The sequence below is a fragment of the Paeniglutamicibacter sp. MACA_103 genome (genome assembly GCF_045798555.1).
Lineage (GTDB): Bacteria > Actinomycetota > Actinomycetes > Actinomycetales > Micrococcaceae > Paeniglutamicibacter.
The window spans coordinates 13,451-28,050 of record NZ_JBIXLN010000040.1 but is presented as its reverse complement, the minus strand read 5'-3'; the positions used below and the strand labels follow the sequence as shown (position 1 = coordinate 28,050).

Genomic DNA, 14,600 nt, shown 5'->3' with positions numbered 1-14,600 from the left:
CCATGAGCATCGCCAACCAGCCCGCCGGGCACCACACGGCCAGCAAGTCCTGGCGTGTCGTCGACATCGTCATCGCCGCCGTCATCGCCGTGTCCTCGGGCGTCATCTTCTGGGCCTGGAACAGCACCCACCACCTGCTCGACGTGCTGTTCCTGGCCTTCCCGCCCTCGGCCGCCCTGGTCTCGGGCATGTGGCTCTTCCCCGCGGTGCTCGGGGCGCTGATCATCCGCAAGCCCGGCGCCGCACTGTTCTGCGAACTGGTCGCCGCCATGGTTTCGGCGCTCATGGGTTCGGAATTCGGGCTGACCGTCCTGGCCTCCGGCCTGATCCAGGGCCTCGGCGCGGAGCTGGTCTTCGGCGCGTTCCGCTACCGCAAGTTCAACCTGCCCGTGGCACTGCTGGCCGGTGGCGCGGCGGGACTCTTCGGCAGCGTCAACGACACCTTCATCTTCCGCTGGTTCCCCGAATACACCACCGGCATGCTCTTCGCATACATCGCGTTCATGACCATCTCGGGAGTCGTCATCGCCGGGCTGCTGTCCTTCTTCGCCACCCGTGCCCTGGCCAAGACCGGCGCCCTCGGAGCCCTTGCCAGCCGCAAGGCAGCCACCGAACCCATCATCTAGGCCGCGGTCGCCTTCATGACTTCACATTCGATGCTGCACCGTGAAGCCGACGCCCCCGGCAAGGAACGCCGGCTGGCCTCGGCCGTGTCCGTCAGCGCCCGCAACTGGGGGTGGCGGCATGCCGACCGCGCCCAACCTGCACTGTGGGGCCTTGACCTGGAAATCCGCGCCGGGGAGCGGGTGCTGCTGGCCGGGCCCTCGGGTGCCGGCAAATCCACGCTGCTCTACGCCCTGGCCGGGGTCCTGCACGAGGACGACGATGCCTATTCCTCCGGCGAGCTCCTGCTCGACGGAACGCCGGCGGCACAGGGCCGGGGACTGGTCGGGCTCATGCAACAGGACCCCGAGACCCAGGTCGTCCAGGCCCGGGTCGGGGACGACGTGGCCTTCGGCGCCGAAAACCTCTCCGTGCCGCCGGAAGAGATCTCCCGGCGCATCATCGAGGCCCTCGACGCCGTGGGGCTCGACGTCCCGCCGGAGCACCCCACCGCGGCGCTCTCGGGCGGGCAAAAGCAACGCCTGGCCCTGGCCGGGATCCTGGCCATGGGCCCGGGGCTGGTCCTGCTGGACGAGCCGACGGCGAACCTCGACCCGGCCGGCGTGCTGGAGGTCCGCGACGCGGTGATCCGGGCCTTGGATGCCACCGGTGCGACCCTGCTGATCGTCGAACACCGGCTGGAAGCCTGGGCGCCGCACATGGACCGGGTCATCGTGCTGGAACCGGGCGGGGGCATCGCCCACGACGGGACCCCGCAGGAGCTCTTCGGGCCCGGCGAGGTTCGCGAGGAACTGATCTCCGCCGGGGTCTGGGTGCCCGGATACACCCCCGCCATCGGCGCCGGGGATGAGCGCGCGGAAGGCGGCACCCTGCTGCTCGAGGCCAGTGCCCTGGCCGTCGCCCGGAAGCGCGGCGGTGTTCCGGCCGCCGACGGGCTTGACCTGCGCCTTGCGGCGGGCGAGGCCTGGTGCGTGCGCGGGGCCAACGGCTCGGGCAAGTCGACCTTCGCGCTGACCCTCGGGGGATTGCTGCCGGCGGCCGCCGGCACGGTGCTGGCCACCGCGGAACTGGCGGCCGGCTCCGAATCGCGCCCCTACCATTGGCGCGCCACCGAGCTGGTGGGCCGCATCGGCTCGGTGTTCCAGGAACCCGAACACCAATTCGTCACCAACACGGTGGCCGAGGAACTGGCCTTCGGCCCGAAGCACGCGGTCAAACAGGGCACCCGGGACCCGCTGTTCACCGATGAGGAAATCGCCTCGCGGGTCGAGTCATTGCTGGAGCGGCTGCGGCTGGGCCACCTGGCCGAGGCAAACCCCTTCACCCTTTCGGGCGGGGAAAAGCGGCGGCTCTCGGTGGCCACGGTCCTGGCTTCCTCCCCGCAGGTCCTGATCCTGGACGAGCCGACCTTCGGGCAGGACGCCAATACCTGGCGCGAGCTTGCACTGCTGCTGCGCGAGGAGCTGGAGGGCGGCACGGCGATCATCGCCGTGACCCACGACGCCGACTTCGCCCGCGCACTGGGCGCCCACGAATTCGTCCTCGATGCCCGGGGCACCCGGGACCGGACCCCGGACGCGGAGGTCCGCCCCGGGTTGCTGGAGGCCGATGTCCGCGGCGGGGCCAGCTTCCTGGGCCGGGCGAACCCGCTGGCGAAGCTGGTCGCCGTCGCACTGGCAACGATCCCGCTGGTGGCCTCGATGGACTGGGCCAGCAGCTCCCTGGTGGTCCTGGCGACCGTCCTGGCATTGCCGCTGGCCGGGCTCTCGATCCCGCGCTTCCTGGCCCGGGGCTGGCCGCTGCTGCTGGCGGCGCTCTTCGGCGCCTGGGGGACCGCGCTGGTGGGCAACGACTCCGGGGCGGTGTTGTTGGACCTGGGCATCTTCGACGTGACCGAGGGGTCGCTGGCGGCCGGTGCCGCCACCGGCCTGCGGGCCTTCGCCGTGGCCATCCCCGCGGTGCTGGTGCTCTTCACGACCGACCCCACGGACCTGGCCAATGCGCTGGCGCAGAAGGCGCGGCTTCCGCACCGCTTCGTGCTCGGGGCGCTTGCCGGCATGCGGCTGCTGGGGTTGCTGATCGAGGAATGGACCACGCTGGGCATGGCCCGGCGCGCAAGGGGCGTGGGCAGCCGCGGCTCGGTGGGCCAGCGGATGCGCGCCAACCTGGGGCAGGTCTTTGGCCTGCTGGTCCAGGCCATCCGCCGGGCCTCGCGCCTGGCGGTGACCATGGAGGCCAAGGGCTTCGGCACCAACGAGCGGACCTGGCTCAGGGAATCGGTGTACGGGCGCCGCGATGCGGGCATCGTTGCCGCGGGCCTGCTGCTGGGCGCCGCCGCCACCTGGGCCGCGGTCGCGCTGGGAACCTGGAACCTGGTCTGGACCTAGTGGTGGAGACACGATGGGTCCCGGTCCCGGTGCATCTTGCCATGCGCGCAGGGAGGGGGACCCGTTCGTTTCCCGGAGCGGTGGCTAGGCACCGAAACCCATGGAGGCGATGGCCGGCAACGCCCCGGCCGCAAGGTTTTCAAGTACGTAGCGTTCGTGTTCCGGCATGGGATCGGGCAGCTTATCCAAATCGAACCATTCAAGGGCCGCGCACTTCTCCGGCTCCATGATCCTCGGCTCCCCGTCCCAGCGGGTGGCGGCGAAGAAGAAGTCCACGCGCTGGGCGCGCGGGGAATCCCCGCCGTTGGTGCGGTGCAGGGTGGCCAGCGGGAGCAGGTCCCGCGGCTCCAGCCGCAACCCCGTTTCCTCGGCCGCCTCGCGCACCGCTGCGGAGCCCACCGATTCTCCGGCCTCGACGTGCCCGGCCGCGGCGCAGGCCCAGTGCCCGTCCATGAAACCGGTGTTTTGCCGCAGCTGCAACAGCACCTGGCCGCCGCGGCGCAGCACCACGTAGGCGGCGGGCACCAGCTGGAACAGTTCTTGCATGGGATACCTCGATTCCTGCGCGGCATCCGCCGGGGGACTGGATGCGGGAAAGTCCCTTATTGGATGGCGTCGACCATGGCGGTGAGCTCGGCATGCAGCTGGCCGTCGCGGGCGATGGCGGTGCCGTCGATCGAATTCACCGGGGTGAGCAGCCTGACGCTGGAGACCAGCCAGACGCCCTCGGCATCCATCAGGTTCTGCGGGGTCAACGGCCCGTAGCCCAGTTCCCACCCGGCTTCCCGCGCGGCGGTGAAGATGGCGCCCTGGGTCGTGCCCGGAAGGATGCCGGTCTCCAGGGTCGGGGTGATCAGGCGCTTGGTGTCCCCGTCGCGGTGCGCGATCAGCACCGTGGAGGTCGGGCCCTCCAGGACGATTCCGTCGCTGGAAACGAAGATGACGTCATCCGCTCCCATTTTCTTGGCATGGCGCAGTGCGGCCATGTTCACCGCGTAGGACAGCGTCTTGGCGCCCATCAGCAGCCAGGGGGCGCGCTCGGCAACCTTCGAGTCGTAGCCGCGGTCCAGGAAGATCACCGAGACCCCGCTCTCGCGCTGCCGGCGTCCCAGCTCGGGGGCCGCGGAGACCATGACCCAGGACGTGCCGTGGTCCGTACCCTCGGTGCCGCGGGTGGCCACGAGCTTTACGACCGCTTCCTCGCACGGGGTGGCGGCATCGAACTCGGCCACGGCGGTGGCGATCGCCGCGCGCCAGGCCTCCTCGTGCGGAATCAACAGGTCGCTGGTCGAGGCCGAGACGCGCAACCGCGCCAGGTGGGCGTCGAGCTTGCGCACGACCCCGTTGGCGTAGAGCGCGGATTCGAAGATCCCGTCCCCGCGGGTCACTCCCTGGTCGAGGACCGAAAGCTGGGCGGTTGCGGCATCGGCGACGCGGCCGGCGGAAAAGTCGGGGTCAAGGAACACAAGTGCAGTCATGGCTACCAGATTACCGCCGCGAAAGTGGTTCTCCGGTGCGCGCCGTGCTGGCGGTAGGGTGGGGTATGGCCGGGAAACCGACTTTGGCAAGGAGGGATCCATGGAAGCAGGCAACGACGCGCTGACGGTTGGTGCCGCCCTGTGGTCGATTGCCGTGGGCGTCGAGCTGACCATCCGCATCACCATGGTGGGAATCGTGCCCGGCAACCGCCGCCCCACCACCGCGATGGCGTGGCTGCTGGCCATCTTCTTCCTGCCGGTCGCGGGCCTGCTGCTCTACCTGCTTTTCGCCAACATCAAGCTGTCGAGGCGCCGCATCGAGCGCCAGCGCAGTGTCAACGAATCGATCCTCGAGGCCACCCAGCACCTGAGCGGGGGCACCTGGGCGCCCGAAGCCCCCGACTGGGTGCTCTCGGCGGTCGAGCTGAACCGGAAGCTGGGGGCGCTGCCGCTGCAGGACGGCAACGCGGTGGAGTTCATCACCGGGTACAAGGAATCCCTCGAGGCGATGCGCCTGGAAATCGACAGGGCCAGGCTATACGTGCACGTGCAGTTCTACATCATCGGCGACGACGAGCACTACGTCGCCCCGATCCTCGAGGCCCTCGAGCGTGCGGTGGCCCGCGGGGTCAAGGTCAGGGTGCTTTTCGACCACCTGGGCTCGCTGCGCGTCAAGGGCTATTTCGCCCTGCTGCGGCGGATGAGCGCCGCGGGCATCAACTGGCGGCGGATGCTTCCGCTGGCACCCTTCCAGCGCAGGTGGCGGCGCCCGGATTTGCGCAACCACCGCAAGATCGTGGTGGTGGACGGGCAGGTGGCCTTCACCGGCAGCCAGAACCTCATCGAACCCGGGTACAAGCGCGGCAGCGCGCACAAGATCGGCCGGGAATGGGTCGAGCTCATGGTCAAGGTCCACGGCCCGCTGGTGACCAGCCTGGACGTGGTCTTCGCGACCGACTGGTCGCAGGAATCCGACGAGGACCTGCTGCACGACCTGGCGGTCGTGGAGGAGGCGATCCGCGAGGCACCGGACGCGGGGGAGGACCTGGGGCAGGTGGTGCCCAGCGGACCGGGCTTCGAGACGGAAAACAACCTGCGGCTGTTCAACACGCTGATCTATTCGGCCACCGAGCGGCTCTCGATCACCAGCCCCTACTTCGTGCCGGACGACTCGCTGCTTTATGCCATCACCACCGCCGCCCAGCGCGGGGTGGCGGTGGAGCTCTTCGTCTGCGAGAAGGGGGACCAGGCCCTGGTGCAGCATGCCCAGCAGTCCTACTACGAGGCCCTGCTGCGGGCCGGGGTGCGGATCTACCTCTACCGGGCCCCGGCGGTCCTGCATTCCAAGTGCATGGCGGTGGACGACGACGTGGTGGTCATGGGGTCCTCCAACATGGACATGCGGTCCTTCTCGCTGAACCTCGAGATCACCCTCATGCTGCTGGGGGCGGATTTGGTCAGCGAGCTGATGAAGGTGCAGGACAGCTACCGGGAAAACTCGACCGAGCTGACCCTGGAGCAATGGAACCGGCGCACGCCGGTGAACCGCTGGATCGACAACGTGGCGCGGCTCTCGGCGACCTTGCAGTAGGCGGCGGGACCCGGGACGGTGAACCAGGGGACTTAGTGCGGTGGCGCCGCGGGCCGAGGCAGGGCAGCGCGCAAGACCATTTCTAGCACCGGTTGCGGGTCCGGCCCGTGGCCGCGGGCCAGGTGGTAAAGCAGCATCCCCTCGTAGGCGGACATCAAGGCCGTGGCGGCAACCTCGGGGTCCGCCGACCCGAGCCTGCCCAGCAGCGGAACGACCAGGGCCTCAAACCCGGCGCGTCCCCGGGAGACCGCATCGCGGACCTCCTGGTGGCCGATGCCCTCGACGAACAGCGCGAAGCGCGCGGCGCTAAGCCGCCGGTCGCCGGTGGTGGCGGCACGGAATTGCGCACCGAGCATTTCCAGCAGGCCCTCGGCGCTTTCGGGGGGCGGGGCAAGGGCCAAGGCCGCGGAGTCCCGGGCACCGAGTTCCTCCACGGCACCGACCAGCAGGGCGGAGCGCGTGCGGAAGTGGTTGGAGGTCGAGCCCCTGGGCAGCCCGGCCCGGGCATCGACGCGCACATGGGTCAGGGACCGGATTCCGCCGGTTCCGAGCAGCTCGAGGGCGGCCTGCAGGGCCCTGGCCTTGGTTGGTGGCATGGGTCCAGAATAGGGGCCCAAACGTTGTACTACAACCATAGTGACTCGATACTACAGCGATAGTATTTTCGTGCCATGGATACCACCACGGGCTCCGTACCGGCCACCCCCGGGATCGGACACAGATTCATCGACTTGCCGGACGTTCGGCTGCACGTCGCCGAGGCCGGAACGGGATCGCCTTTGCTCCTGCTGCACGGGGTTCCCCAGGACGCCACGGTCTTCACGGGCATGATCCCGGAGCTCGCCCGGAACCACCGGGTGATCGCCGTGGACCTGCGCGGCTGCGGACAAAGCTCGGCTCCGGCCGACGGATACTCGCTCGATTCCCAGCTGGCGGACCTGGTGGGCCTGCTCGATGCCATGGACATCAAGCAAGCCCGGATCATCGCCCACGACCTCGGCGCCCTCTACGCGTTCATGTTGTGCCTGCGGCATCCCGAACGGGTGCGCTCGCTGGTGTCGCTGTCGATCCCGCATCCCTTCCTGCGCTTCAACGTGAGATTTCTGCCCGTATTCAAGGACGCCTGGTTCGAGCCGCTGCTCGCGACCCCTGGCATGGCCACCTTGCTGATGGGCCGCGGCAGGCAGCCGATGGCCCGCCTGATGTTCAGGCATTACGTGATGGACCCGGGCATCTGGGACCCGGAACGGCTCGAATACCACCTGGCGAAGTTGCGCGAACCCGGGCGGGCGGCGGCAATCGGCGCGATCTACCGCCAGTGCGTGTTCCCGACCTTCATCAAGCTGATGCGCGGGGGCTACATGGACCAACGGCTCACCACGCCCACGCTGCTGGCCGTGGGCGACCAGGACAACGCGGTGCCGGCGAGATTGCTGGAGGGCTACGAGTCGCACGCCGATGAGATGGAACTGCTGCGCATCCCGGGGGCAGCGCACTTCATCCTCGACGAGCAACCCGGGAAGGTCGTGTCCGCGGCGCTGGAGTTCTTCGCCCGTGAAGGCCACTGATCCGGCACCGGAGGTTCACGGGGCAGGGTGCCCCTTGCCCACCACGGAGGCGCCAAAGACGCGCCTGGCGATGACGGCGTTCACCGGGCCCAGGCTCATCAGGTGCAGCGACCACCGGCGCAGCAACAGCGCCCTGCGGCCGGAGGGCACAAAGAACCGGGCGTTGCGCCGTCCGGCTTCCTGCTGCTGTTCCACCACGGGACGCCAGCTCGCTTCGTAGCCGGCCAAGGCCGCGGGGATGTCGTTGCCGCCGGAGCCCAAGGCATCGGCGAGCACCTTCGCCCCGGAAATGGCCAACGAGGCGCCCTGCCCGGCAAGCAGCGAGACGGCGAAGGCAGCGTCCCCCAGCAGCACGCAGCGGCCGGCGCTCCAGGCGGGCACCACGGCCAGGGCGACCACATCCTCGAAGATCTCCGCCGGGCGTCGGGCCAGGGCGCGGTCGACGTGCGCGCCCAGGCCGCGGAACTGCTTGATAAGGTCTTCCCGGGCGTCGCCGTCCGGGTCGGGATCGCTGCACTCCACGACCCCGAAGAACGTCACGCGCCCGTCGGAGAGGGCGTACAGCGTCGCCTGCCGAACCAGGGAATCGCTCAGCACCACGTCGCGCCCGAGGCTTGCGGCAAGCTCTGGATCATAAAAGACGTATCCGAAGACGTGCAATCCCAGATGCCGCAGCACCCCGGAAGCTGGTGTGCCGGGCAGGAAACCGCGCACCGCCGAGTGGATGCCGTCCGCCCCGACGAGCAGGTCGGCCTCGAAGCTTCGCCCATCGGCCAACAAGGCACGTGCGGGCATTCCCGGGTCCTCGGCGTCCGGGCACCGGCCCGGTTCGACGGAGACGACCTTTGCGCCCTGGACGATGGTGGCCGAATTGCCGACCCATTCACGCAATCCCGTTTCGATGTCGGGGCGAAGGATGGAGAAGAACTTCCCGTGCGCGGCATTCAGGAAGGAATCCATGGGGAAACGGGCCCGGGTGCGTCCGGTCGGATCGACGTAGCGGGCCCGCTCATAGAGCTCGCTGCGCCGCTGCAGGTGCGTGATGGCTCCCAGCGATTCGGCCGCCACGAAGCCGGGGCCGAAGAAGTCGATCATGTAGCCGGCCGTGCGGGGTCCCGGCGCCTGCTCCAGCACGGTGACCTGCCAGCCGTCGCGCGCCAGCGCCCCGGCAACGGCCAACCCGCCAATCCCCGCACCCACGACCAGCGCCTGCATGGCCACTCACCCGATTCCATCGCCTGGACTGCAGCTGCCCCCACGGGTGCCACGATACCGGGGCGGGGCGCCGAGCTGAACACCGGGCGCCGGAGGCGCGCGCCTACTGGCCGGGGAACACGCTGCCGAGGGCGGAGAGCACCCCGAAGGCCTTGGTGCGTACCTCGTCCCATTCCTCCTCGGGCGATGAATCCGCGGTGATGGCCCCGCCCACGCCCAGGGACAGGTCCCAGCCGCCGGGGGACGAGCCGCGGCCCATGACCAGGGTGCGGATGACCACCGACAGGTCGGCCGCCCCGGTGGCGGAGAAGTACCCGACGGCCCCGGAATACAGCCCACGGGCCGCACCGTCCTCGAGCGTATCGAGGATCTCCATGGTGGAGACCTTGGGCGCCCCGGTCATCGACCCGGCGGGGAACGCCGCGGCGATGGCCTCGGCGCGCGGGGCACCGGGACGCAACCTGGCATCGATGGTGGAGACCATCTGATGCACCGTCGCATAGCTTTCAATGGCGCACAGCCGCGGCACCGAGAGGGTGCCGGGATCGGCGAAGTGCGAGAGGTCGTTGCGCAGCAGGTCCACGATCATGATGTTCTCGGCGCGGTCCTTGGACGAGGTCGCCAGCTCCTGCACCAGGGCCAGGTCGGCCTCCGGCGTTGCCCCGCGCGGCCTGGTGCCCTTGATCGGCTCGGCGCGCATCCAGCCGTCCGCGCCGATCGACATGAAGCGCTCGGGCGAGGTGCTGGCCGCGGCCATGTCGCCGAAGCGGACGTAGTGGGCGAAGGGAGCGGGGTTTGCCGCGCGCAGCCGCAGGTAGTTTTCCCACGGGTCGCAGGGCACCGCCTGGGCACGCAGGGACGTGGTCAGGCAGACCTCGTAGCTGTTGCCCAGGCGGATCTGTTCCTGCGCGGCGCGGACCTTGCCCAGGTAGGCGGGGCGGTCGTCGTGGGAGGCGAAGGCCGGTGCCGGGTCCAGGGGTGCGGGCACCGGGACCGCGGCGGGGAGCCGGGCCAGCAGTTCCCGGACCCGGTCGAAGAATCCGTCGGCATCCGCGGCGGCCGTGGCCAGCAGGTGCACCGTGGATTCGTGGTGGTCAACGACGACTACCCGGGAGGGCCTGATCAGCGCGGCGTCAGCCGGCTGCCCGGTGGCCCCGGGCGCGGGCCGGATGTCGCTGCCGCCGGTTTCCCGCTTGAGTTCGTATCCCAGGTAGCCCAGCCAGCCGGGCACGAAGGGGAGCTCGCCCTGCTCCGGCAGGAAGCCGGCCGCGTCCCAGCTGCGGGCGAGCCACTCGAAGAAGCCGCCGGTGAACCTGGCGGTCGCGGTGCCCTCGCGCAGCATCCCGGCCCCGCCGCGGTGTTCGTAGACCGCGCAGTTCTCGGTGGTGGCCGCGGCCATGATGGAGTAGCGGTTGCGTTGGCGCGGGTCGGCAAAGCGGAGGTTGCTGGATTCGAGCAGGACCGCGTGGTCCGCCCCGGCGTACAGCGCCTCGAAGAGGGCGGCGGCGTCGGGCGCAGCCCGCAGCACCGTGTGTGCCGGGGCCTGGGCCGCGGACTCGGTGCGTTCGGGGGAGAGCACGGAGGAACACCGGGGCAGCGCCTTCAGCACACGCAGGACATGGTCCGGGGCGCTTCCGTCCGCCCTGTTCTCGACGGTGACGTCTGCATGCTCGGGCACCGCGTCGCCGTCGAGGTACGCGTGTTCCTGGGCAGCCCAGCGGTCCCAGTGCGCGGCGAAGACCTCCCCGTCGCGTTCCAGCGCCCGGCTCTTGCGGGTTTCGTCGGGCACCTGGACCCACACCAGGGCATCGAGCAGTTCGCGGGCGGCGGCGCAGCCCGCGCCCACGCCCTCGATGATGACCACGGGGGCGGGGGACAGCGCGGAACGCGGACCGGTGGCGTTGGCCGCCCAGTCCCAGCCGTTCCAGCTGGCCGCCTCGCCGCGGGCCAGGGGCGCCAGGACCTCGGTGACATAGGCGTGGGTGCCGGCTTCCAGGCCGTCCCATCCGGGGTAGATGTCCTCCAGGTGGAAGAGGGCTACCTCGCGGTGGCGGCGCAGCGCGGTCGCCAGTTCAGCGGCAAGCGTGCTCTTCCCGGCGCCGGATCGCCCATCGATGCCAAGGAGCAGTACGGGGCTAGTTGCCACGTTGGGGCATGGTGTGTGCGCGCACGTAGTCGAGCACTCCGGGGATGGCGGCGTTGACCATTTGCCAGCACAGGCGGAAATCCGCCGAGTCGCCAAACCACGGATCGTAGATGCCCTGGCCCTCGACCGGGGCGGAGGCCAGGGTCGTGTCGAAGGAGCGCATCATGCGCAGGTCGGGCCGGGGAGCAGAGGGGTCGGAGGGCAACATCTTGGCCAGGGCCGCCAGGTGTTCCTGGTCCATGGCCAGCAACAGGTCGGCACCCGTGATCATGTCGGCGTCCAGGACCCGCGCCACGTGCTCCTCGGCGTTGATGCCGTGGGACTGCAGGATGGCGGCGGCCCGCGGATCGATCCCGTGGCCGGCCTCGCCGTCGCTGGTGCCGGCGGACTCGACCGAGACATCAAGGATTCCTGCATCGCTCAGGGCGGTGCGAATCATGTACTCGGCCATGGGGGAGCGGCAGATGTTGCCCGTGCACACTGTCAATATCCGGAACATGGTTTTAGTCTAGGGCCCTTACGCACCTAGTGACAGGCCCAAACACGGTTCATGGCGATGGTTATCGGATTGTGCCCTTGACAACCGGGCCCACCGGTGGCGTGACGGCGACGGCTCAGTGGATGAAGACGAGCAGGGCGGCGACGAAGATGAACAGCGTGCCGAAGACGAGGTTCAGGATCCGCTGGCCGCGCTCGGTGGCGGTGAAGCGGCTGAAGCTCTTGGCGGACGCGGCGAAGAACAGCCACATCACCGCGATGTCCACTGCCACGATGGTGCCGATGAAGACGAGGTACTGCGGCAGCGCCGGGGCGTCGAGGCGGATGAACTGGGGCGTGAAGGCCAGGAAGAAGACGATGGCCTTGGGGTTGAGCAGGTTGACCCACAGCCCGCGCCGGAACATCGAGAGCGCCGATTCGCGGCCCTGCACGTCGATCTCCGCCGCTCCCTGCGGCTTGGCCAGTATCAACCGCACCCCCAGGTACACCAGGTAGGCGGCGCCTCCGTAGCGGATCAGGGTGAAGGCGAGCGGGGAACGGGAGACCAGCAGCCCGACGCCGGCGGCGACCACGACCACGTGCACCAGCAAGGCCGCCTGCTGTCCCAGGATGCCCCACATGGAGCGGCGGAAGCCGGAGTTCAGCGAATTGGTCATGGTGTTGATGGCCCCGGCGCCCGGGGTGAAACTGATCAGCGTCGAGGCGCCAAGAAGCGAGAGCCACAGGGAAAGAGTCACCGGTCAAGCTTAGGGCAGGGCACCTGCCCCGCCGTACCCGAGGTGCCCGGCAGGCGGGCGGTCCGAGGCTACGGGCGGGCCGGTACCCGGTGCGATGCGGCAACCTGCGCGTACCACCGGGCCGAGGCCTTCGGGATGCGCCGCTGGGTTTCATAGTCGACGCGCACGATCCCGAACCGCTTGTCGTAGCCGAACGCCCACTCGAAATTGTCCATGAGCGACCACACCAGGTACCCGCGCACGTCCGCGCCCTTTTCCATGGCCCGGTGGGTGGCGCGCAGGTGCGCATCGATGAAGGCAAGCCGGTCCGCGGAGTCGTCGACGAAGCCCGATGCGTCGGCGACGTCGTTGTAGGCGGCGCCGTTCTCCGTGATCACCATGGGGATGCCCGCCGGTCCGGTGTAGTGCTCCTGCAAGCGCAACAACAACCGCTCCAGCCCCTCGGGCTGCACTTCCCAGCCCATGGCGGTGCGCGGCAGTCCGCGCGAGACCCGGGCGACGCGTTCGCTGCCCACGATCGGGGAGCGGCGGGGCAGGCCGCGTTCGGAGGCGAACACCAGGGACTCCTCCGGCCCGGGCGGCAGCTTGTTTCCGGCGACCAGCTCCCCGTTGTAGTAGTTCACGCCCAGCATGTCGATGGGGGCCGCGATGATTTCCAGGTCGTTGCCCCGAATCTGCTTCTCCAGCCCCGCCTCGGCCATGTCCCCGAGCACGTCCTGGGGGTATTGGCCGTGGAAGATCGGGTCCAGGAACACGCGGTTGAAGGCGCCGTCGATGCGCCGGGCGGCATCGACGTCGGCCGCGTCTTCGGGGTCGGCGGGGTCGGCCACGGTGAAGTTCAGCGTGATCCCCAACCGGTGGTCCTTGCCCGCGACTTCCCGCATGGCGCCCGTCGCCAAACCGTGCCCCAGCAGCAGGTGGTGCGCGGCGGCCACCGCCTCGGCGGGGTTCGTGTGCCCAGGTGCGTGGTCGCCGCCGGCGTAGGAGAGGAAGGAGGAGCACCAGGGTTCGTTCAGCGTGGTCCACTGGCTGACGCGGTCCCCTAGGTGCTCGAACACCTCCAGGGCGTAGTCGGCAAAGCGGTAGGCGGTGTCGCGGTTCGCCCAGCCGCCGCGTTCCTGCAGGGCCTGGGGCAGGTCCCAGTGGTAGAGGGTGAGCCACGGGGCGATCCCGTGGCCCAGCAGCTCGTCGACGAGTCGCGAGTAGAAGTCCAGTCCCTTCGGGTTCAGATCCCGGTCCCCGGGCTTGATGCGCGCCCAGGAGGTGGAGAACCTGTAGGTGTCCAGTCCGAGCTCGGCCATGAGCGCCACGTCCTGCGGCATCCGGTGGTAGTGGTCCGCGGCAACCGATCCGTCATGGCCGGCGAACACCGCCCCGGGCACCCGGCAGAAGGCGTCCCAGATGGAATCCTCGCGGCCGTCTTCGTGGCCGGCACCCTCGATCTGGAAGGCCGCGGTGGCGGAGCCGAAGTGGAATCCGGGCGGAAACTCCAGGGTGCGCGTGGAATCGAATCCCGCGGCAAGGGGAGCGGGCGTGCCCGTGGTGGGGTGTTCGGTCATGGTGGGGCTCGTCCTCAACAATCATGAACGCACCAGCGTTCGGCCGACAGTGGTCCCGAGCCTAGTGCGAATCGTCATTTTGAACCAGAGGCCGCAAGGCAGCCGGAAAGCGGGATCCTGTCCGGGCGCGAACCCCGCGTCGCCGATCTTCTTGCGCATGTGGAGGGGGGAGCGTCCGTCCTGCACCGGGCGCTCGCCGGGGAGTCCTGTGGTGTTCATTCCCCCCGGCGTGCATTGCCCGTCGTTGCGCCGGTCAGGGACTGTCGGCGTCGTGGCGTGCCTTGTCGACACCGGCCGTCGCGTCGGCCATGAAGCGTGAAATCAGTTTCACTTCGTCATCGGTGTAGGCGGAAATGACATCCATCATGCTGGCCGCCAGGGGTGCGAACATGGCGCGCCCGTCGGCTTGCGCCTTCGGGGTCATCTTGATGCGGACGACGCGTCGGTCCTTGTCAATGCGGAGCCGTTCGATGTGGCCAATGCGTTCGAGCCTGTCCAGCATGGCGCTGGTGGCCGGTGAGCTGAGCTGCAGGGACCGCGAGAGGTCGCCCGGCGTTGGCGGGGTTCCCGCACGCTCGAAGCGCATGATGACGGCCAGGGCGTTCATGTCCGTGCGGTGGGTCTTGTGCCGGGTGCCGGTGGACTCGACGTACCTGTCCGACGCCTGTCCGAACTGCTGAAGCAGCATGACGAGTTCGAAGGCGGCGGTGGGATCCATGATGGCCATTCTATGCCGTTACTTGTAATAGTTCCATGATGGAAATACTCTTTGATGGAAACGCAGTGGATCGACGAGC

13 protein-coding genes are annotated in these 14,600 nt (G+C 69.3%); 4 read left to right on the top strand and 9 right to left on the bottom strand.

The annotated features are described in order from the left end of the window. Positions 1-2: 2 nt before the first annotated feature. Both ACIPVK_RS16985 and ACIPVK_RS16980 read left to right on the top strand, forming a co-directional pair. Positions 3-626 carry an ECF transporter S component gene (locus tag ACIPVK_RS16985; RefSeq protein ID WP_407613161.1) on the top strand — a complete coding sequence of 208 codons (624 nt, stop codon included), beginning with the start codon at positions 3-5 and terminating at the stop codon, positions 624-626. Between the two features lie 15 nt (positions 627-641). Further along, positions 642-3,011, top strand: coding sequence for an ATP-binding cassette domain-containing protein (locus ACIPVK_RS16980; RefSeq protein ID WP_407613160.1), 2,370 nt, complete (start codon positions 642-644; stop codon positions 3,009-3,011). Between the two features lie 84 nt (positions 3,012-3,095). Here ACIPVK_RS16980 and ACIPVK_RS16975 read toward each other — a convergent pair whose 3' ends face one another. Beyond that, complete coding sequence (locus ACIPVK_RS16975; RefSeq protein WP_407613159.1) at positions 3,096-3,557, bottom strand: NUDIX hydrolase; 462 nt, start codon at positions 3,555-3,557, stop codon at positions 3,096-3,098. 56 nt (positions 3,558-3,613) lie between these two features. Further along, a complete protein-coding gene (locus tag ACIPVK_RS16970) occupies positions 3,614-4,489 on the bottom strand; it encodes an aminodeoxychorismate lyase (protein ID WP_407613158.1) in 876 nt (291 codons plus the stop codon). Positions 4,490-4,589: 100 nt separating this feature from the next. On the opposite strand from ACIPVK_RS16970, the gene cls reads away from it, so the two are divergent. Beyond that, positions 4,590-6,080, top strand: a complete 1,491-nt coding sequence (gene cls / locus ACIPVK_RS16965; RefSeq protein ID WP_407613157.1) for a cardiolipin synthase — start codon at positions 4,590-4,592, stop codon at positions 6,078-6,080. Between the two features lie 32 nt (positions 6,081-6,112). Here cls and ACIPVK_RS16960 read toward each other — a convergent pair whose 3' ends face one another. Continuing rightward, positions 6,113-6,676: a TetR/AcrR family transcriptional regulator gene (locus ACIPVK_RS16960; protein WP_407613156.1), complete on the bottom strand. Its 564-nt coding sequence runs from the start codon at positions 6,674-6,676 to the stop codon at positions 6,113-6,115. A 75-nt stretch (positions 6,677-6,751) separates the two neighbouring features. On the opposite strand from ACIPVK_RS16960, the gene ACIPVK_RS16955 reads away from it, so the two are divergent. Further along, positions 6,752-7,648 (top strand): alpha/beta fold hydrolase, encoded by an 897-nt coding sequence (locus tag ACIPVK_RS16955; protein WP_407613155.1) that lies wholly within the window; start codon positions 6,752-6,754, stop codon positions 7,646-7,648. Between the two features lie 15 nt (positions 7,649-7,663). Here the strand turns inward: ACIPVK_RS16955 and ACIPVK_RS16950 are convergent, their stop codons facing one another. The 6 genes from ACIPVK_RS16950 to ACIPVK_RS16925 all read right to left on the bottom strand — a co-directional run bounded on the left by ACIPVK_RS16950 (position 7,664) and on the right by ACIPVK_RS16925 (position 14,521). Continuing rightward, complete coding sequence (locus ACIPVK_RS16950) at positions 7,664-8,863, bottom strand: FAD-dependent monooxygenase (RefSeq protein ID WP_407613181.1); 1,200 nt, start codon at positions 8,861-8,863, stop codon at positions 7,664-7,666. A 103-nt stretch (positions 8,864-8,966) separates the two neighbouring features. Further along, positions 8,967-11,009, bottom strand: coding sequence for a chorismate-binding protein (locus ACIPVK_RS16945; RefSeq protein WP_407613154.1), 2,043 nt, complete (start codon positions 11,007-11,009; stop codon positions 8,967-8,969). Continuing rightward, positions 10,999-11,508, bottom strand: coding sequence for a low molecular weight protein-tyrosine-phosphatase (locus tag ACIPVK_RS16940; protein ID WP_407613153.1), 510 nt, complete (start codon positions 11,506-11,508; stop codon positions 10,999-11,001). The genes ACIPVK_RS16945 and ACIPVK_RS16940 overlap by 11 nt, the downstream gene beginning before the upstream one ends. A gap of 115 nt (positions 11,509-11,623) precedes the next feature. Continuing rightward, on the bottom strand, positions 11,624-12,244 hold the full coding sequence (locus ACIPVK_RS16935) for a LysE family transporter (RefSeq protein WP_407613152.1): 621 nt from the start codon (positions 12,242-12,244) through the stop codon (positions 11,624-11,626). Between the two features lie 68 nt (positions 12,245-12,312). Then, positions 12,313-13,803, bottom strand: a complete 1,491-nt coding sequence (locus tag ACIPVK_RS16930; RefSeq protein ID WP_407613151.1) for a glycoside hydrolase family 1 protein — start codon at positions 13,801-13,803, stop codon at positions 12,313-12,315. 253 nt (positions 13,804-14,056) lie between these two features. Further along, positions 14,057-14,521, bottom strand: a complete 465-nt coding sequence (locus ACIPVK_RS16925) for a MarR family winged helix-turn-helix transcriptional regulator (protein ID WP_407613150.1) — start codon at positions 14,519-14,521, stop codon at positions 14,057-14,059. Positions 14,522-14,600: the final 79 nt, after the last annotated feature.

Bases quoted from the DNA above. Each gene is read 5' to 3' on its own strand.
- ACIPVK_RS16985 (WP_407613161.1), top strand. From the start codon at position 3: ATGAGCATCGCCAACCAGCCCGCCGGGCACCACACGGCCAGCAAGTCC.
- ACIPVK_RS16980 (WP_407613160.1), top strand. From the start codon at position 642: ATGACTTCACATTCGATGCTGCACCGTGAAGCCGACGCCCCCGGCAAG.
- ACIPVK_RS16975 (WP_407613159.1), bottom strand. From the start codon at position 3,557: ATGCAAGAACTGTTCCAGCTGGTGCCCGCCGCCTACGTGGTGCTGCGC.
- ACIPVK_RS16970 (WP_407613158.1), bottom strand. From the start codon at position 4,489: ATGACTGCACTTGTGTTCCTTGACCCCGACTTTTCCGCCGGCCGCGTC.
- cls (WP_407613157.1), top strand. From the start codon at position 4,590: ATGGAAGCAGGCAACGACGCGCTGACGGTTGGTGCCGCCCTGTGGTCG.
- ACIPVK_RS16960 (WP_407613156.1), bottom strand. From the start codon at position 6,676: ATGCCACCAACCAAGGCCAGGGCCCTGCAGGCCGCCCTCGAGCTGCTC.
- ACIPVK_RS16955 (WP_407613155.1), top strand. From the start codon at position 6,752: ATGGATACCACCACGGGCTCCGTACCGGCCACCCCCGGGATCGGACAC.
- ACIPVK_RS16950 (WP_407613181.1), bottom strand. From the start codon at position 8,863: ATGCAGGCGCTGGTCGTGGGTGCGGGGATTGGCGGGTTGGCCGTTGCC.
- ACIPVK_RS16940 (WP_407613153.1), bottom strand. From the start codon at position 11,508: ATGTTCCGGATATTGACAGTGTGCACGGGCAACATCTGCCGCTCCCCC.
- ACIPVK_RS16930 (WP_407613151.1), bottom strand. From the start codon at position 13,803: ATGACCGAACACCCCACCACGGGCACGCCCGCTCCCCTTGCCGCGGGA.
- ACIPVK_RS16925 (WP_407613150.1), bottom strand. From the start codon at position 14,521: ATGGATCCCACCGCCGCCTTCGAACTCGTCATGCTGCTTCAGCAGTTC.